12 protein-coding genes are annotated in these 17,881 nt (G+C 65.3%); 10 read left to right on the forward strand and 2 right to left on the reverse strand.

The genetic code is table 11. From position 1 onward, the window contains the following. Positions 1 to 5: 5 nt before the first annotated feature. From V3W40_RS16990 to V3W40_RS17035, 10 genes are all read left to right on the forward strand, one after another. Positions 6 to 1,295: a DotU family type VI secretion system protein gene (locus V3W40_RS16990; RefSeq protein WP_027608269.1), complete on the forward strand. Its 1,290-nt coding sequence runs from the start codon at positions 6 to 8 to the stop codon at positions 1,293 to 1,295. Then, a complete protein-coding gene (gene tssM / locus V3W40_RS16995) occupies positions 1,292 to 4,792 on the forward strand; it encodes a type VI secretion system membrane subunit TssM (protein WP_065926727.1) in 3,501 nt (1,166 codons plus the stop codon). The genes V3W40_RS16990 and tssM overlap by 4 nt, the downstream gene beginning before the upstream one ends. Then, positions 4,789 to 5,442, forward strand: a complete 654-nt coding sequence (gene tagF, locus V3W40_RS17000) for a type VI secretion system-associated protein TagF (RefSeq protein ID WP_330215380.1) — start codon at positions 4,789 to 4,791, stop codon at positions 5,440 to 5,442. The genes tssM and tagF overlap by 4 nt, the downstream gene beginning before the upstream one ends. Beyond that, positions 5,443 to 6,162 (forward strand): PP2C family protein-serine/threonine phosphatase, encoded by a 720-nt coding sequence (locus V3W40_RS17005; RefSeq protein ID WP_065926725.1) that lies wholly within the window; start codon positions 5,443 to 5,445, stop codon positions 6,160 to 6,162. After that, the gene (locus V3W40_RS17010) at positions 6,159 to 9,167 is read left to right on the forward strand and encodes a serine/threonine-protein kinase (protein ID WP_330215381.1); all 3,009 of its coding nucleotides are present in this window, start codon (positions 6,159 to 6,161) and stop codon (positions 9,165 to 9,167) included. Before V3W40_RS17005 ends, V3W40_RS17010 begins: the two co-directional genes overlap by 4 nt. Beyond that, entirely contained in the window at positions 9,167 to 9,871 is a 705-nt protein-coding gene (locus V3W40_RS17015; protein ID WP_074847988.1) for an ABC transporter ATP-binding protein, read from the forward strand. The genes V3W40_RS17010 and V3W40_RS17015 overlap by 1 nt, the downstream gene beginning before the upstream one ends. Continuing rightward, the gene (locus tag V3W40_RS17020) at positions 9,871 to 11,055 is read left to right on the forward strand and encodes an FtsX-like permease family protein (RefSeq protein WP_065926722.1); all 1,185 of its coding nucleotides are present in this window, start codon (positions 9,871 to 9,873) and stop codon (positions 11,053 to 11,055) included. The genes V3W40_RS17015 and V3W40_RS17020 overlap by 1 nt, the downstream gene beginning before the upstream one ends. A gap of 43 nt (positions 11,056 to 11,098) precedes the next feature. After that, on the forward strand, positions 11,099 to 12,757 hold the full coding sequence (locus V3W40_RS17025) for a formylglycine-generating enzyme family protein (protein WP_242001056.1): 1,659 nt from the start codon (positions 11,099 to 11,101) through the stop codon (positions 12,755 to 12,757). Between the two features lie 84 nt (positions 12,758 to 12,841). Continuing rightward, a complete protein-coding gene (gene tagQ / locus V3W40_RS17030; RefSeq protein WP_027608277.1) occupies positions 12,842 to 13,768 on the forward strand; it encodes a type VI secretion system-associated lipoprotein TagQ in 927 nt (308 codons plus the stop codon). A 124-nt stretch (positions 13,769 to 13,892) separates the two neighbouring features. Further along, the gene (locus V3W40_RS17035; protein WP_330215382.1) at positions 13,893 to 14,273 is read left to right on the forward strand and encodes a helicase; all 381 of its coding nucleotides are present in this window, start codon (positions 13,893 to 13,895) and stop codon (positions 14,271 to 14,273) included. A 49-nt stretch (positions 14,274 to 14,322) separates the two neighbouring features. Here the strand turns inward: V3W40_RS17035 and V3W40_RS17040 are convergent, their stop codons facing one another. Further along, a complete protein-coding gene (locus V3W40_RS17040) occupies positions 14,323 to 15,723 on the reverse strand; it encodes an aminoacyl-tRNA deacylase and HDOD domain-containing protein (RefSeq protein WP_330215383.1) in 1,401 nt (466 codons plus the stop codon). Between the two features lie 77 nt (positions 15,724 to 15,800). Next, positions 15,801 to 17,876, reverse strand: a complete 2,076-nt coding sequence (gene recG, locus V3W40_RS17045; RefSeq protein ID WP_065926719.1) for an ATP-dependent DNA helicase RecG — start codon at positions 17,874 to 17,876, stop codon at positions 15,801 to 15,803. Positions 17,877 to 17,881: the final 5 nt, after the last annotated feature.

Genomic DNA, 17,881 nt, shown 5'->3' on the forward strand with positions numbered 1-17,881 from the left:
CCGCGATGCATCCCAATGATGACGACCGCACCCAGTTCATGCCGCGCCCGGGTGGCCGCGCGCCGGAACCCGCGCGTGCCGAGCCGGCCCCGCTGTCGATGCCGGCCGCGCCGATCCTCACCGGCAAAAGCCAGGGCCTGAACCCGCTGGAAAGCGCCGCCGGCCCGCTGTTGGCGCTGTTGACGCGCCTGCGCAACACCATCGCGCACCCGGCGCCGGCCAGCCTGCGCGCGCAGTTGCTGGCGTACCTGCGCCAGTTCGAAGAACGCGCCGAAGCCGCTGGCGTGGCCCGCAACGAGGTGCTGCTGGCGCGCTACGCGCTGTGCACCGCCCTCGATGAAGCGGTGTTGAGCACGCCGTGGGGCAGCACCAGCGATTGGGGCAAGCAGAGCCTGTTGATCACGGTGCACAACGAAGCCTGGGGGGGCGAAAAAGTCTTCCAGTTGCTCGACCACTGCCTGCAAAGTCCACGGGAGCGCCTGTACCTGCTGGAGCTGTTGTACCTGTGCATGTGCCTGGGGTTCGAAGGCCGTTACCGCGTGATGAACGACGGTCGCAGCCAATTGGAAGCCTTGCGTGAGCGCACGGCGGCGGCGATTCGCAGTGCTCGCGGTGACCACGAGCGCGAGCTGTCGCCCCATTGGCGCGGCGTCACCGTCGCGCGTGATCGGCTGGCGCAGTTCATGCCGCCGTGGATCGCCGTGGCGATTGGCCTGGCGTTGTTGCTGGCCTTGCTGTTCACCTTGCGCCTGCTGCTCGCGGCGCAGGCTGAACCGGTGTTCAAGAACATCCATGCCCTGGGCGAGATCCCGGTGCAGGCCATCGACCGTCCCGTGGCGCAACCAAAAGTGATCGAGCGTCCGCGTCTGGCCGGCTTCCTGGCGGAAGACATCAAGGCCGGTCGCGTCGCGGTGGAAGACAAGGTCGACCGCTCCGTGGTCACCATTCGTGGCGATGAGCTGTTTGCGTCCGCCAGTTCCAGCATCGTCGATGACTACCAGCCGCTGATGCTGCGCATCGCCGACGCCATCCGCAAGGTCAAGGGCCAGGTGCGCGTCACCGGGCACAGCGACAACCGCCCGATTGCCACGCTGCGTTTCCCATCCAACTGGGCCTTGTCCGAAGCGCGGGCCAAGTCGGTATTGGAGATCCTCGCGGCCAAGACCGGCCAAGCTGATCGCTTCAGTGCCGAGGGCCGCAGCGACACCGAGCCGTTGGCGACCAACGCAACTGCCGAAGGCCGTGCCCGCAATCGTCGGGTTGAAATCACCGTATTGGCGGAGGGCGTCGAGTGAAGGCGTTTTTCAGTTTCATGATTCGCTGGGTGATCCCCGTGCTGGGCCTGATCGCCCTGAGCCTGATCATCTGGTTTGTGGGGCCGTTGCTCGACGTGCTGGTGCCGGAAGGGCGCCGTTGGGCGCTGATCATCCTGGTGTTTGCGGTGTGGATCGCCTACCGCGTGTTCCGCATCATCCAGGCGCGGCGCCAAGCGGCCGAAGTGATGCGCAGCCTGGCGGCCGAAACCCCGGCCGACCCCAACAGCGTGGCGACCGCCGAAGAGCTCACCACCCTGCGCCAGCGCATGGACGAAGCCCTGGCGCTGCTGAAAAAGGCCAAGCTCGGTGGCGACGAACGCCGCAACCTCTACGAGCTGCCGTGGTACGTGATTATCGGCCCGCCGGGTTCGGGCAAGACCACGGCGCTGGTCAACTCCGGGCTGCACTTTCCGCTGGCGGCCCAGTTGGGCGCCGGGGCGGTGCGCGGTGTTGGCGGTACGCGTCACTGTGACTGGTGGTTTACCGACCAGGCGGTATTGCTCGACACCGCTGGCCGCTACACCACCCAGGACAGCAATTCCACGGTGGACAAAGCCGCCTGGCTGGGCTTTCTCGACCTGCTGAAAAAGCAGCGCTCGCGCCGCCCGATCGATGGCGCCTTTATCGCCATCAGCCTGTCGGACCTGCTGCTGGGCACCGATGCCGAACGCGCGGCCCACGCGGCGGCGATCCGCCTGCGTATCCAGGAGCTGTACACCCAATTGGGCGTGCGTTTCCCGATCTACCTGATGCTGACCAAGCTCGACCTGGTGCCGGGCTTCATGGAGTTCTTCGACAACCTGAGCAAGGAAGAACGCGCCCAGGTCTGGGGCATGACCTTTGCCTTGGACGACGGCAAGAACAGCGACAGCCCCCTGGCGCACCTGCAAAGCGAATTCGCCGGCCTCGAGCAGCGCCTCAACGAACGCCTGGTGGAGCGCCTGCAACAGGAGCGCGACCCGGCGCGGCGCGACCTGATCTACGGTTTTCCGCAGCAGTTCGGCGCATTGAAGGACTGCCTGCAAAGCTTCCTCGAAGGCGTGTTCAAGCCCAATGCCTTTGAAGAGCGCGTGTTGCTGCGCGGCGTGTACTTCACCAGCGGCACCCAGGAAGGCAGCCCGATCGATCGCCTGATCGGCGCCATGGCCCAGAGCATGAACCTGGACCGCCAGCACCTGGCGCGCCAGAGCGGCACCGGGCGCAGTTACTTCATCGAAAAACTCTTCACCGCCGTGGCCTTTGCCGAACGAGGACTGGTGGGCGTTAACCCGAAAGTCGAGCGTCGGCGCACGTGGATCGCACGCGGTGTACTCGCGGCCACCGTGGCCTTGGTGATCGTGGTCAGCAGCCTGTGGTGGGTGAGTTATCGCGCCAACCAGGCGTATATCGCCCAGGTCGACCAAAGGGTCGCGCCACTGGGCCAGACCGTCCAGAACCTCAGCCCGGCGCAGCGTGAAGTGCTCGCGGTGCTGCCGCTGCTCAATGCGGTGAAGAACCTCGCGGGGGATTCGCCGAGCTGGTCCGAAGGCCTGGGGCTGTATCAGGGCGATATGCTCGAAGCCGAGTCCGCCAGCGTCTATCGCAAGCTGTTGATCGCCGTGTTCGCGCCGCGCCTGGTGACGCGCATCGAGGAGCAACTGCACGGCGGCGGCAACTCCGACTTCCTCTACGAAGGCCTCAAGGCCTACCTGATGCTCGCCGACAGCGAGCATTACGACCCGGACTTCATCAAGGCCTGGATCGCCCTCGACTGGGACCGCAACCTGCCGCGCGATCTGCCGGCCGATCAGCGCCAGGCGTTGACCGGGCACTTGCAGGCGCTGTTCGAGCGCCATCCGCCGAATGCGCGCCTTGACCCGCGCTTGATCGACGATCTGCGTCGCCAGTTGCAACAGCTGCCGGTGGCCCAGCGCGTCTACGACCGGGTCAAACGCCAGAAACTGCCTGAAGGTATCCCGGACTTCCGTATCAACGAAGCCGCTGGCCGCGATGCCGCGCTGGTGTTCAGCCGTAAAAGCGGCAAGCCGCTGGGCGAGCCGTTGAGTGGCTTTTTCACCGCCAAGGGCTATCGCCAGGCGTTTTTGCTCAGCAGCCTGAACCAGACCGGCACCCTGGCTGAAGAGCAATGGGTGCTGGGCCATGAGCAGGCCGATCAGCAGAACGTGGTCAGCCTGGCCGCCGATGTGCGTCGCCTGTATTTCCAGGACTATCAGCGCCAATGGGATGCGTTGCTCGCCGATATCGACTTTGTGCCGATCACCAGCGTGGCCCAGGCAGCCGATGTGCTGCGGGTGATTTCCGGCCCGAGTTCGCCGCTGAAAAAACTGCTGGTGGCCGTGGCCAAGGAAACCGATCTGCAAGCCGAAGAGCGCCAATTGGCCGCCAAAGGCGTGCCGGTGGAAGGTGGCGTCGACAAGCTCAAGGAGCGCCTCGGCAGCCTGCTCGGCCAGGAGCAACCGACGGCCAATGCACCGGCGGCGGCGGATGATCCGGTGACCGCGCACTTTGCCGAACTCAACAGTATCGTCAGCAAGAACGAAGGCGAACCGGCGGCCATCGACGGCCTGTTGTCGGACATGAACGCGCTGTATGTGCAGGTCAGCGCCATGGTCGGGGCCAGCGGCGATGCCTTGCTTGGCGAGGCGAAGAACCAGGCGGCGGCTGCGGCCACACGGGTCAGCCTGAACGCCGAGCGCCAACCTCCGCTGGTGCAGGGCATGGTCAAGTCGGTGGTCAACTCCACCACCAACAGCATGATGGGCGGGGTGCGTAACCAACTGAACGCGGCGTGGGTCAGCGAAGTGGTCAACGTGTACCGCCAGTCCCTGGCCGGTCGTTACCCGATGTCGCCGGGCAGTGCGCGGGATGCGACCCTGGATGACTTCGGCCAGTTCTTCGGCGTGGGCGGGGTGATGGACAACTACTTCCGCAAATACCTGCAGCCGTACGTGGACACCTCGGCACAGACCTGGCGCTGGCAGCCGGGCGCGGCACAGAAACTCGGGATTGCGCCGGGCGTGCTGCAAACCTTCCAGCGCGCGGCGACGATCCGCGATGCGTTTTTCCGCTCCGGTGGCACCCAACCGATCGTGCGTTTTGAACTCAAGCCGGTGTCGATGGACCCGACGATCACCCAGTTCCTGCTCGACCTCGACGGCCAGCAATTGAGCTACGACCACGGCCCCAGCCGCCCGGTGGCGATGCAATGGCCGAACCCCGGCAGCATTGGCGTGGTGCGTATCTCGATCATGCCGCCGTCGGCCAGTGGTCGCTCGGGCGTGACCCTCGACGGGCCGTGGGCCTGGTTCCGCCTGCTGGAGCAATCGGACCTCACCGCCGGCAACTCGCCGGACCGCTTCAACCTGCGCCTGCGGGTCGACGGTGCGAGCATCGCCTACGAGTTGCGTGCCAACAGCGCCTTCAACCCGTTCAAGAGCCGTGTGCTCAGTGGCTTCAGCCTGCCGGAGCGGCTATGACGACGCTGGGTTTCTACGGCAAGCTGGCCAGTCGCGGAGACTTCGTCAGCCGTGCCTTGCCCCAGAGCTTTATCGGCCCGTGGGACAGCTGGCTGGCGGCGGGGTTGCTCGCCAGCCAGAACAGCCTCGGCGCCGACTGGCTCAATGCGTACCTGGTCAGCCCTCTATGGCGCTTTGTGCTGGCGCCCGGCGTGTGCGGGCCGGACGCGGCGGCGGGCGTGGTGATGCCGAGCATTGACCGGGTCGGGCGCTATTTCCCGTTGGCGGTGGTCACCTTGCTCGATCACGACATCAACCCGGCGTCCCTGGTGGGCGGGCCGGACAGCTGGTTTGAGCAGGCCGAAGAGCTGTTGCTCAGCACCCTGGATGCCGGCGCCACGTTTGAACGCTTCAACACTGGCCTCGATGACCTGGGCTTACCGGCGACCGAGCCGCGTGCGGTGGACAGCCGTTTCGCCGGCCTGCAGCGCGTGGCGGCCAGCGTGCCGCACCAGCGCATGACCGCGCTCGCCGAACAGGCCTGCGACGGTGCGAGCCTGTGGTGGGGGCGTGGTTCGCAGACGATTTCCCCTGGTTTATTGCGGTGTCAGGGCCTGCCTGCCGCCGGCGATTTTGCGCAGTTTCTGCTCGGACAAGAAGGTGTGGTGTAGATGGGGTCGACGTACAAATCCGCGAGCAAAAGCCATGTGGGCATGGTTCGCCAGGTCAACGAAGACGCGTGCCTGGACCTGCCGGAAAACCGCCTGTGGGTGGTGGCCGACGGCATGGGCGGGCACGCGGCGGGGGATTATGTCAGCAGCCTGATCGTCGACAGCCTGCGCAGCGTGCCGATGGGCCGTTCCCTCGACGAGTACTCGGCAGCCCTGCGCAATGACCTGACCCGCATCAACGCCGCCGTGCGTGAAGAAACCGCCAACCGTGGCGTGACCATGATGGGCAGCACGGTGGTGGTGCTCGCCGCGCGCGGTTTGCGCGGTGTGTGCCTGTGGGCCGGCGACAGCCGCCTGTACCGCCTGCGCGACGGCGTGCTCGAAGGCATCTCCCGCGACCACAGCTACGTCCAGGACCTGCAGGACAGCGGCCTGCTCAGCGAAGCCGATGCCCGCGTGCACCCGCGCGCCAACATCGTCACCCGCGCCATTGGCGTGGAAGCCCAGCTGGAACTGGCGGTGGTCGACCTGCTGATCGCCCCCGGCGACAGCTACCTGCTGTGCAGCGATGGCCTGAACAAGACCGTCGACGACCATGAGATCCGCGAAGTGCTCAGCCACGACGCGCCGGATGAAATCGTGCGAAGCCTGGTGCACCTGGGGCTCAACCGTGGCGCGCCGGACAACATCACCGCCATCGTCGTGAAGGTATCGGCATGAACATTGTGATTCCGGGCTATGACATCGACGGCGAGATCGGCGAAGGCGCCATGGCCAGCGTGTACCTGGCGACCCAGCGCTCCCTGGAGCGCAAGGTGGCGCTGAAGGTGATGGCGGCGGCGCTGGCGGCCGACCCGAGCTTCTGCGAACGTTTCCTGCGCGAGGGCAAGACCCTGGCGCGGCTGTCCCACCCGCACACGGTGACCATCCATGACATCGGCAATGTCGGTGAGCTGTACTACATGGCCATGGAATACCTGCCCAACGGCACGCTCAAGGAGCGCATCGCCGCCGGCCTGACGCCGGAGCAGGGCATTACGCTGATCCGCCAGATCGCCTCGGCGCTGGGCTATGCCCATGCCCAGGGGCTGGTGCACCGCGACGTCAAGCCGGCAAACATCCTGTTCCGCGCCGATGGCACGGCGGTGCTGTCGGACTTTGGCATTGCCAAGTCCCTGGACGACCGCACCCAATTCACCCAGGCCGGCTTTGCCGTGGGCACGCCGAGCTACATGAGCCCGGAGCAGGCGCGGGGCCAGGAGATCGATGGCCGTGCCGACCTCTACGCGCTGGGCGTGGTGCTGTATGAAATCCTCGTCGGCAAGCTGCCGTACAACGGCAACGACGCGCTGTCCACCGCGCTGGCGCACCTGACCGAACCCTTGCCGGAATTGCCGGTGCACCACGGGCGTTATCAGGGCGTGCTGCGCAAGCTGTTGGCCAAGGACCCGGCGGAGCGTTTCCCGGATGCGGCGGCGTTGCTGCAGGCGCTGGATAACCTGCCTGCGGAGTCGCCGGAGGCCACGCTGGTGCGGCCGTTGCCGATCCCGCTGAGTTTTGATCTGGCGGGCATGACCCCGGTCACCATCGACATCCCGACCGACAGACCCCAGCCGCAACCGGTGCGCCAGCCGGTGGTGACGCCGACCCAGCATAACGCCGTGTCCGAGCAGCGTCGTGGGCCGGTGCTGGCACTGGCCGCCGTGGCGGTGGCCGTCGCATTGGCCATTGGTGGCGGCAGTTACTGGTGGTTGAGCGGCAGTGATGAGCCGGCCAAGCCGCCGGCTGCCGTCGTGCCTCAGGCCAAGTCACCGGCGGCGGTCGCCGACGTGCCCCCGGCAACGCCCACTGCGGCCGCCGAAGTGGACGGCGGCCAACGGCCGTTGTTGATGGCCGGTAAGAAGACTTTGTTCCAGCGCGTGCTCAGCAAGCCCGGCGCCAAGCTGGCGAATGACGCCGGCAGCGCGCCTGGCAAGGCCCTGCCGGCGTTCTCCGTGCTGTATGTGTACCAGCGCAAAGACGTCGACGGCAGCCCGTGGGTGCGCGTCGGTGCCGCCACCGATGGCCGCAGCGACGGCTGGTTGCCGGCCGCCCAGGTCAGCGACTGGAAGCAAAGCCTCGTGCTCAAGTTCACCGAACGCTCCGGCCGGGCGCCGGTGATGTTCCTGCGCCAATCCGGCGAAGTGGAAAAGTTGCTCGCCGATCCAGCCGCTGCCAAAGGCGTGCTGGCCAAGGCGCAGAAGAACAGCGACGACAACGGCCAGGTCCTGGCCCTGGAGCCGGCCGCCAGCGCGGTGCCGCAGAACCAGTTCTACCTGTTGCCGATCTTCGACGCCAAGGAGAGCTTCGACGAAAACGGCCAGCCGGTGCAGTTGCTTAACGTCGCCTCCATCGACCCGGGCAGCAACGCTGCGGCCAAACCATCGACCCCGGTGGTCAACGCCAATGCCGACGCCTTCCGCACTGCCGTGGTGCTGGTGGTGGACACCACGGTTTCCATGCAGCCTTACATCGACCAGATCCGCGATGTGGTGCACGAGCTGCAAACCCGTATCGCCGAGCGTGGCGAGCTGGACAGTGTCAGCTTCGGCATGGTCGGTTTCCGCAGCAGCATCAAGAAAACCCCAGGCCTGGAATACGTGGCCAAGACCCTGATCAGCCTCGACCAGGGCCGCGACCCGCAACGCTTCCTCGACATGGCGCGCCAGGTCAAGGCGTCCACCGTGTCCAGCCACTCCTTCAACGAGGACGCGTTTGCCGGGGTGATGCAGGCCGTGGACGGCATGGACTGGTCCGGCTACGGCGGTCGTATCATCCTGCTGGTCACCGATGCCGGGGCGTTGCGCAAGAACGACCCGTTTGCCGCCACCCAGATGAACGAAGCCGAAGTGCGCCAGGCCGCACTGGGCAAGCAGATCAAGATCTACGCGCTGCACCTGCGCACCGACGCCGGCAAGAAAACCCACGCCGGCGCCGAGAGCCAATACCGCACCCTCACCGCGGACGCCAACCCGCAGATCGGCGACCTGTACACGCCGGTGCCGGGTGGCGATGTGCGCAAGCTGGGCGAGCGTGTCGACGAGATCGGCAGCGTGTTCGCCAACCTCGTGCACCAGGTGCGCAGCAATACGCCGCAAGCGGTGCCGCTGCTGAGTGCCGCGCCGAGCCTGGCGGACAAATCCGCCGCGGTCGGCTATGCCATGCACATGGACTTCCTCGGGCGCCGCAACGCCAGCCAGGCGCCGCAACTGGTCAGTGCCTGGACCGCCGACCGCGACCTGACCAATCCCGCGCTGCCGGCGTTCCAGGTGTGCGTGATGCTGACCAAATTGCAGCTCAACGACCTGCAACAGTCGCTGAAACTGATCGTCGATGCGGCGCGCAAGACCCAGACCTCGCCCAAGGATTTCTTCCAGGAAATCGCCAGCGCCTCGGCCTATATGAGCCGCGACCCCCAAGCCCTGCGCAAGGGCGGCAACCTGGCCGACGGCGGCATTCTCGGCGAATACCTGGAAGGCCTGCCGTACCGCAGCAAGTCGCTGAACATGACCCAGGACCTGTGGTTGTCGTTGAGCGTGGCCGAGCAGGAAGACTTTATCGACGAGCTGGATTCGAAAATCCGCCTCTACGAAACCTTCCACAATGACCTGGCCAACTGGGTCCGTTTCGGCGATGCCGAACCGGGTGATGCGTTGTACCGCGTGCCGTTGTCGACACTGCCGTAATGCTGAACTTGAGCGCGGTGCACAAAAGCCGGGGTGTCGGCAGCCAGCGTTACAGCCTGGTGATCCCGGCGCTGCACCTGCGTGCCGGCGAGCAATTGGCAATTGTCGGGCCGAGCGGGTGCGGCAAGAGCACCTTGCTGGATCTGTTGGCGCTGGTACTGGCGCCGGATCAGGTGGGCCGGTTCGAATTCAACCGGCAGGACATTGGTGGACTGTGGCGCGCCGATCAGCAATCCACCCTGGCCGGGCTGCGCAGCCAGCATTTGGGCTATGTGCTGCAAACCGGCGGGCTGCTGGGCTTTCTGGATGTGCGCAGCAATATCGCGCTGTCCCGGCAACTGCTGGGGTTGAAAGACGATGGCAGCGTGACGCGCCTGGCGGAACAGCTGGAGATCAGCGACCAGTTGGCCAAGAAGCCGGCTGCGTTGTCGGTGGGCCAGCGCCAGCGTGTGAGCTGCGCCCGCGCCCTGGCCCATGCACCGCAACTGGTGCTGGCCGATGAACCGACGGCGTCCCTTGACCCGCTGAATGCCGAGCGCGTAATGCAGGCCCTGCTGGCCCAGGCCCGCGAGCACCGCGCCGCCTGTGTGATCGCCACCCATGACGAACCCTTGGCCCGTGCCAGTGGCTTGCAGGTGCGGCGCATCAGTTGCCGTCGCGATACCGATGGCGGCGTCACCGCGACCCTTGGGGAGGCGTGCTGATGCGCATCCCTTTGGTGGCGTCCCTGGCCTTTCAGGATTACCGCAACGATGCCTGGCTGTCGGCCTGTTCGGTGTTGGCGCTGGTGGCGGTGATTGCGCCGTTGCTGGTGTTGTTCGGCCTGAAATTTGGACTGGTTAGCAGTTTGACCGAACGTTTGGAGACCGATCCGGCCACCCGTGAAATTATTCCGCTGGGCGGTGGTCGATTCAGCAGCGCATTTGTCGAACAGCTCGGCCAGCGCAGCGATGTGGCGTTCGCCTTACCGCGCACGCGGCAGATTGCGGCGACGGCGCAGGTGGGCACGCTGACCCTGGAAATGCTGCCGACCGCTGCGGGTGATCCGCTGCTGAACGGCCTGCCGATGCCCAGGGGCCTGGACCGGATCGTGCTGAGCCACACCGCTGCCGAGAAGCTTGCGGCGCGGCCTGGGGATTGGCTGGAGACCAGCTTTGCGCGGCAAGTGGCGGGGCGTGTAGAAGCCCAGCGCACGCGCTTGCAGGTACTGGCGGTGCTGCCGCTGGAAGCCTTCGCCCGGGATGGGTTGTTTGCCGATTTGAGATTGCTGGAAGCGGCGGAAGATTACCGCGATGGCCGTGCGGTACCGGCGTTGGGTTGGGCCGGTGACGAGGTGGGTGTGAGCGAGCAGCGGGTGTATCCGGCGTTTCGCTTGTATGCGCGCAGCCTGGCCGATGTGGAGCCGCTGCGGGTATTTTTCGCCGGGCAGAATCTGTTGGTATCGACCCAGGCACAGACGATCGCCCAGGTGCAGTCGCTGAGCCGCAACCTGTCGATCGTCTTCTGGATCATCGCCGGGCTGGCCTTGGCGGGCGCGTTTGCGGCGATCTTCGCCGGGGCGTTGGCCGCTGTGGCACGCAAGCGCCGGGAATTGTCGGTGTTGCGCCTGTTGGGGTTTTCCACCGGCGCGCTGTTGCTGTTTGTGGTGCTGCAGGCGCTGTACAGCGCAGGGTTTGCCGCTTTACTCAGCGTTGGGCTGTATGGCCTGGCCGAGGCCGCGTTGAACAAGTTATTCGTGCAGGTGCCGGGCGAACACGCCAGCCACCTGCTGGCGCGTCACTATGGCCTGGCCCTGGTTGCAGTCCTTGGCGTCAGCGCCGTGGCGGCAGCCTGTGGTGGTTGGCGAGTGGCGCGTATCCAGGCTTCTGAAGGAATCAGAGATGTATAAGTTACTGGGCGCCGTTGTGGCGCTGAGCCTGGCCTCGCTGGCCATGGCCGATGAAGCGAGCGACAAGCTCGACAACCCCAAGCCGTTGCCCGACGACGTCAGCCTGCCGCTGCCGTGCGAAGGCACTATGGTGTTCCGCTACGCCTACGTGCTGGCCCAAGGGACCTTGGATGACCGCGAGATCAGTCTCGGCTACCCCTTCGCCGAAGGCGAGGCGGGTTACCAGCAGTCATTTATCTCCGGCTACCGCCGCGACTTTATCAACGGCCAGTTCACCCTCAAGGACTTGCCGAAAGACTGGAGCAAAGTCATCGCGCCGTTGATGCCGAAGACCGACGCCAAGACCCCGCTCAAGCCCATGCTGTACTTCATCGGCAAGTACGAAGTGACCGCCCGCCAGTACGCCCAGGTGATGGCCCAGGCGCAATCCCTGGCCAGTGGCGAACCGGCACCGGCGTGCGATGCGCCCACCGGCATGGCCGGGCGTTTGCCCAAGGTGAAGCTGTCGCGCTTTGAGGCTGAGCGCTTCTCGGCGGTGTACAGCGCCTGGCTGATGAAATACCACCGCGATTTGCTGCCGGTGAGCGGTCGTGGGTCGTCGGCGGAAGACGGCGGCCTGGGTTTCGTGCGCCTGCCCACTGAAGTGGAGTGGGAGTTCGCCGCACGCGGTGGCCAGGCGGTGAGTCGCCAGGACTTGGAAGGGCGCCTGTTTCCACGCCGCACCGAAGGCAGTGAAAGCGATGGCCCGCTGGGTGATTACGCGGTGTTCAACCAGGTCGCCGGCGGTACTGGCCAGGCCGCACGCTTGATGCCTATCGGTACCAAGCTGCCCAACCCCATCGGCATGTTCGACGTGATCGGCAACGCCGCGGAAATGGTCCAGGAGTCCTTCCAGCTGGTGCACGCCGGTCGTCGTCAGGGCACCTACGGCGGCTTTGTGGTCAAGGGCGGCAACTACCTCGAAGGCGAGGGCACGCTGTTTACCGGCATGCGCCGCGAATACCCGCTGTTCGCCGCCGACGGCACCGAGCAAAGCAACGAGACCACGGGATTCCGCGTGGCAATCGGGGCGTTGTCGGCGCCGCGCTCGCGTTACAAGGAGTTGTTTGCGCAGTGGCAGAAAGAAGGCCGCCTGGCCTCGCTGACCGACGCCATCGACGACGCCCAGGACCCGACCAAGCGCCTGGACAGCATCATCGCCGCCAGCGTCGACCCCAAGCTGCAGGCCGAGTTGGGGCTGGTCAATGAAGAACTCAAGCGCAATGTCTCGCTGATCGCCCAGCAACGCGAAGAAGCGGCGGGCAACCTGATTCAGTCGGCCGCGCTGGTGGCCGAGACCATCAGCAACTACAACATCCGCCTGGCCAACCTGCAGAAGAGTCGCCAGCAGGCCCTGGACAACAAGGAAGAGGCCAGCGCGGCACTGTTTGCCACGGCTATCGAGAACGGACGCAGCGCCCTCGATGGCGCGGTGGCGATCTATATCGACAACCTGGCCACCGGCACGCGTTACACCGATGCGGTGATCCAGGCGCAGTTTCAACGGATCAAGGAAGAGTTGGATCGCAAGCCCGTGCTCGGCAAGAGCCTGGTGACGCGCGCAACACTGTTCGTTCGCCATGTCGGCAACTACCGCAAGCAACAGCGGGCCGACCCGGCGACGATCTTGAAGGAATTGCTCGCAGCGAGCGGTCAGCGCTGATCGCTGGCTGTATGGCGAGCTTGGAAGGGACTCAGGCGGCAGTGGCCGCACTGGGCAAGTCAAACTTAGAAGAGAACACAACCTATGCTTTTTTCCCGTAAGGCGGTTTCCAAGCGTCACTTGCTGCTGATCGCGGCCGGTTTCAGCACTGTGCTGACCGGCTGCGCCACGTCGCCGGCCTCCAAGGTCGCGTCGAGCACCAAGGTCGAGTACTACCCTAACTGCTACGAGCCGGTGCAGCACTTGCGCGCCACCGATTCGAACATGACCAAGTCGGTGGTGACCGGTGCGGCCATCGGCGCGGCCGGCGGTGCCCTGCTCGGCGCCCTGACCGGCGACAAGGAAAAACGTGGCCGTAACGCCGCCATCGGCGCAGCGGGCGGGGCCCTGGCCGGCGGCGCAGCGGGTTACTACACCGAGCGTCAGAAGCAGATCGCCGACGACAACCAGCGCATTGCCTCGTATGCGGCTGACGTGAACAAAAGCGCCTCCGACATCGACCGCAGCACCGCGTACGCCAGGGCGTCCCAGCAGTGCTACCAGAGCGCATTCACCAAGTTGGTGGCTGATCGCAAAGCCAAGACCGTCAACGACACCGAAGGCCGCAAGCGCCTGGCGGAAATCGTTTCGGGCCTGAAGGAATCCAATGACCTGATCGTGGCGGTCAACGGCAAAGCCGCCGAAGACCTGAACAACTACACCCAGGCCTACGAGAAAGACCTACAGCAGGTCGGCGTACAGCGTGCCGACGTGGTCACCGTGGCCAAGGCCGATGTAACGCCCGTTGTGACGCCGGGCAAGAAGAAAGGTACCGGCACCAAGCCACCGAAGAAGCCACCGCTTCCAACCGTACCAACAGAAGCCGTGAGCACCGAGAAAACCTTCCAGACCGCCCAGACCAAGCAGGATGAAAGCAAGAAGGTCGCCAGCGCCGGTAAAGCGCAGATCGAAGGCACTTGCCGCGATCCTAACCTGGTCGACTGGGCACCGGTGCCTTGCCCTAACGTTTAAGTAACATGCTGCTATAAGCGTCAAACGCCAGCCGATCTTCCGCTAATGCGCAAGATCGGTAGCGTTCTTTTTGCAATTGGTTAAACTGCTGCGGCCACTCAATAATTACACCGAGGCCGTGTGCATGAAATTTCGTCTTCTCCTGTGGGTGCTGGGCCTGATGATGGGCAAAGCCAGCCGCACCAATCCTGCCTTCCAGCAACAGCTGGGTGACAAAGACCTCGCGTTCCAGTTGCAGACCCTCGACGGCAAGGTTGCCCGTCACTTCATCGTCAAAGACCAACGCATCACCAGCCGCTCGGGCGTTCACCCGGCGCCGGCGTTCGCCATCGCGTTCAAGGATGCCGCCTACGGCTTCGCCACGATGCAGGCGAAGAACAAGCAACTGGCGTTCATGACGGGGATTCAGGACAAGTCGATCCAGATCAAGGGCAACCCGGCGCTGGTGATCTGGTTCCAGGGGTTGACCAAGTATTTGGGGCGTAAGCGCCGCTCCAAGCGATGAGCCACAAGCTGCAAGCTTGAAGCTGACTACTTGAAGCTTGCAGCTGCTGTTAAGCCTGGCTGAACTGTGAGGCCAATTCGCGCAGCAGCACCTCGGCATCCAGCACCTTGGCCACGACGTCATCCGCTTTGTCACGGCTCAAGCCCAAACGCTCAAGCAGTTCGTCCGGGATGGTCTCGTCCGGCCCGGACCCAATCCCCCGGCTGCGCAGCAGGCGCACGGCCAGGCACACCAGGTTCGGGTATTCGGCGTATTGCCCATCGTAGGTCGGGTCGTGCTGGAAGCGCAGGGCAGTGGACAGCTCGTCCGGCATGTCCCAGTAGCGCATCAGCCAGGCGCCGATCTGCTCGCGGCTGATGCCCAGCAGGTGTTGCTCCACATAGCTGTGGCACAGGTGCGGGTTGACCTCCAGGTGGCGGCAGATCAGCGAGAAGTGCGGCGGGAACACATGGGCCAGCAACAGGTAGCCGAAGTTGTGCAGCAGGCCGGCGAGGTAGGTCAGGCCGGCTTCCGGGCGCTGAGCGCGGGGCATGGCGCGGGTCAGGCCTTCGATCACGGCGGCGGTGTAGATGGACTGGTGCCAGTACGGTGTGGCCTGGTGCGGGTGGTCCTTGGGCAGGCTCAAGGTCTTGCCCAGGGCCAGGCCCAAGGCGAGGTTGATCACCAGATCAAAACCCAGCACGCGCACGATAGCGTCTTCCACCGAGCGGATCTTGCCCGGCGATGCGTAGTAAGGCGACGCAGCCCAGCTCACCACTTGGGCGGCCAGGGCCGGGTCGGTTTCGACCACGCCGGTGATGTCGTCGATGGTGGCATTGGGGTCGACGCGCAGCTTGATGATCTTCTGGGCGGTGTCGGCCAGCGGTGGAATCTCGATGGTCGCTTCCAGGCGTTGCTGGATGCGACGGGCGGTAAACGCCTGCATCGCCTGGGTGATTTCCTCACGGTCATCATTGGGACGGTCGAGGTTCGGGCGGATGTTGCTCAGCGGTTCACCGAACTGGGCGGCGCTGGCCTTGGTGAGCATGGTCTTGAACGCGTCGCTGGCGATTTCCAGCAGCAGCCCGGCTTCGCCCGAATGCACCAGCAGGCTCGGCTCGTCGAGCAGGCTGCCTTCGTACAGGCACGGCGAACTGGTGAGTGCCGGCAGGCCCGGCAGCAGGCTCAGGTCGTGCTTGCCCAGCATGCGCGCGACGCGGTCCGGCGACACGGCCGTAAGGCGGCGACCCGTGAGTTCGGTAAGGCGGTTGAGGTCCAGCAGCTGGTTCTGCGGGAACAGCACCATCAGGGCGCCCACCGCGTCTTCCAGCAAGACGGCCTGGACTTTTTGCGCAGGATTCAGGCCCGGATGTTCGGTGACTTCCGTGTAGCTGATGGCGAGTTTTGCGAGCAAAGCCCGAATGACCGGTGGGGCGGTCAGTGGGGCTGTGGCGTGGGCAACTTCTGACATGGCCTGATCCAATTTCTTACAGTCACCGAAGTATAACCAGCTTGATACACCTGTAGGTCGGATAAGTGCGTCAGGCGTCACACTTGGCCGTATTGCTGCCCATGGCGCAGCCAGCGATCCAGCAGCGGGCTGACGTGATCCGGCCAGCGCTCCAGCAACGCCTGCGCTGCATCGCGCACGGCGGGCAACAGGTCGGCGTCGCGCATCAGGTCGGCGACCTTGAACTGCAGCAGGCCGGTCTGGCGGGTGCCGAGCATTTCGCCGGGGCCGCGCAGTTCGAGGTCTTTCTCGGCGATGACAAAACCGTCGTTGGTCTCGCGCATGATGCCCAGGCGCTGGCGGCCGATCTGCGACAACGGAGGGTGGTAGAGCAGCACGCAGTGACTGGCGGCGCTGCCTCGGCCCACACGGCCGCGCAATTGGTGCAGTTGCGCCAGGCCCAGGCGCTCGGGGTTTTCGATGATCATCAGGCTGGCGTTGGGCACGTCCACGCCCACTTCAATCACGGTGGTAGCGACCAGCAGCTGCAGGTTACCGGCCTTGAATTCAGCCATCACCGCGGCCTTTTCCGCGGGCTTCATGCGCCCATGGATCAGCCCGACCTTGAGTTCGCCCAGGGCGCTGGTGAGGTCTTCATAGGTGGTCTCGGCGGCCTGGCAGGTCAGCTCCTCGGACTCTTCGATCAGTGTGCACACCCAGTACGCCTGGCGGCCTTCGGCACAGGCGCCGCGCACACGTTCGATCACTTCGACGCGCCGGGTGTCGGTGACCAGCACGGTGTTGACCGGTGTGCGGCCGGGGGGCAGTTCGTCGAGGATCGAAGTGTCGAGGTCGGCGTAGGCGCTCATGGCCAGGGTGCGCGGGATCGGGGTGGCGGTCATGATCAACTGGTGCGGGTTCATGCGCCCGCCCACGCCTTTCTGGCGCAGGGCCAGGCGCTGTTGCACGCCGAAGCGGTGCTGTTCGTCGATGATCACCAGGGCCAGGTTCTTGAACTGCACTTCGTCCTGGAACAGCGCATGGGTACCCACCACCATCGGTGCGCCGCCGGCGATCTGCTCCAGCGCGGCCGCGCGCGTCTTGCCCTTGAGCTTGCCGGCCAGCCACGCGACTTCCAGGCCCAGGGGCTCGAGCCAGCGCTTGAACGTGATGAAGTGCTGCTCGGCGAGGATCTCGGTGGGCGCCATCAGCGCCACCTGGTAACCGGCTTCCAGGGCTTGCAGGGCGGCGAGGGCGGCGACCACGGTCTTGCCCGCGCCCACGTCGCCCTGGATCAGGCGCAGCATCGGCTCGTGCTGGCTGAGGTCGTAGGCGATTTCATTGCCCACGCGCTGCTGGGCGCCGGTCGGCGCAAAGCCGAGGTTGGCCAGGTATTGCGCAGGCAAGCGCGTGGCCTTGGGCATGGCCGGCGCACGCAGGGAGCGCATGCTTTCGCGCAGGCGTTGCTGGGACAGTTGGTGAGTCAGCAGTTCTTCGAAGGCCAGGCGGTGCTGGGCCCAGTGATGACCGAGGGCCAGTTCGTCGACATCGGCGTCCGCAGGGGGGTGATGCAGGTAGCGGATCGCATCGGCCAGTGGCGCCAGTTGGTAGTCGCGGGCCAGTTCCAGGGGCAGCCAGTCGGGCAGGCTCTGCGGGCCAAGCATGCTCAGGGTCTGCATGCACAATTGGCGCAGGCGCTGTTGGGTCAGGCCTTCGGTGAGCGGGTAGATCGGCGTGAGGGTGGTGTCCACCGGCGGCGGTTCGTCACCGGTAATGGCGCGGTATTCCGGGTGGTAGATCTCCAGGCCGGAGGCGCCGGGGCGCGCTTCGCCGTAGCAGCGCACGCGGGTGCCGCGCTTGAGGCCTTCTTTCTGTGCGTTACTGAAATGGTAGAAGCGCAGGCTCAGGCCGCCGGTGCCATCCTGCAGGCGCACCACCAGACTGCGGCGCTTGCCCATCACCACGTCGGCACCGCTGACGGTGCCTTCGACCACCGCATCCTGCCCAGGACGCAGTTGGCCGATGGGCACCACGCGAGTGCGATCCTGATAGCGCAGGGGCAGGTGGAACAGCACGTCCTGGAGGTTTTCCAGGCCGACCTTGGCCAGCTTCTCGGCCATGGCCTCGCCGACACCCTTGAGTGCCGTCACCGACACCTGCGACAGCTCAGTCATACGTT

Origin of the sequence: Pseudomonas sp. AM8 (genome assembly GCF_036346475.1) — a bacterium.
In the GTDB taxonomy this organism is placed as follows: Bacteria; Pseudomonadota; Gammaproteobacteria; order Pseudomonadales; family Pseudomonadaceae; genus Aquipseudomonas; species Aquipseudomonas marginalis.

Bases quoted from the DNA above. Each gene is read 5' to 3' on its own strand.
- V3W40_RS16990 (WP_027608269.1), top strand. From the start codon at position 6: ATGCATCCCAATGATGACGACCGCACCCAGTTCATGCCGCGCCCGGGT.
- tagF (WP_330215380.1), top strand. From the start codon at position 4,789: ATGACGACGCTGGGTTTCTACGGCAAGCTGGCCAGTCGCGGAGACTTC.
- V3W40_RS17005 (WP_065926725.1), top strand. From the start codon at position 5,443: ATGGGGTCGACGTACAAATCCGCGAGCAAAAGCCATGTGGGCATGGTT.
- V3W40_RS17010 (WP_330215381.1), top strand. From the start codon at position 6,159: ATGAACATTGTGATTCCGGGCTATGACATCGACGGCGAGATCGGCGAA.
- V3W40_RS17015 (WP_074847988.1), top strand. From the start codon at position 9,167: ATGCTGAACTTGAGCGCGGTGCACAAAAGCCGGGGTGTCGGCAGCCAG.
- V3W40_RS17020 (WP_065926722.1), top strand. From the start codon at position 9,871: ATGCGCATCCCTTTGGTGGCGTCCCTGGCCTTTCAGGATTACCGCAAC.
- V3W40_RS17025 (WP_242001056.1), top strand. From the start codon at position 11,099: ATGGCCGATGAAGCGAGCGACAAGCTCGACAACCCCAAGCCGTTGCCC.
- tagQ (WP_027608277.1), top strand. From the start codon at position 12,842: ATGCTTTTTTCCCGTAAGGCGGTTTCCAAGCGTCACTTGCTGCTGATC.
- V3W40_RS17035 (WP_330215382.1), top strand. From the start codon at position 13,893: ATGAAATTTCGTCTTCTCCTGTGGGTGCTGGGCCTGATGATGGGCAAA.
- V3W40_RS17040 (WP_330215383.1), bottom strand. From the start codon at position 15,723: ATGTCAGAAGTTGCCCACGCCACAGCCCCACTGACCGCCCCACCGGTC.
- recG (WP_065926719.1), bottom strand. From the start codon at position 17,876: ATGACTGAGCTGTCGCAGGTGTCGGTGACGGCACTCAAGGGTGTCGGC.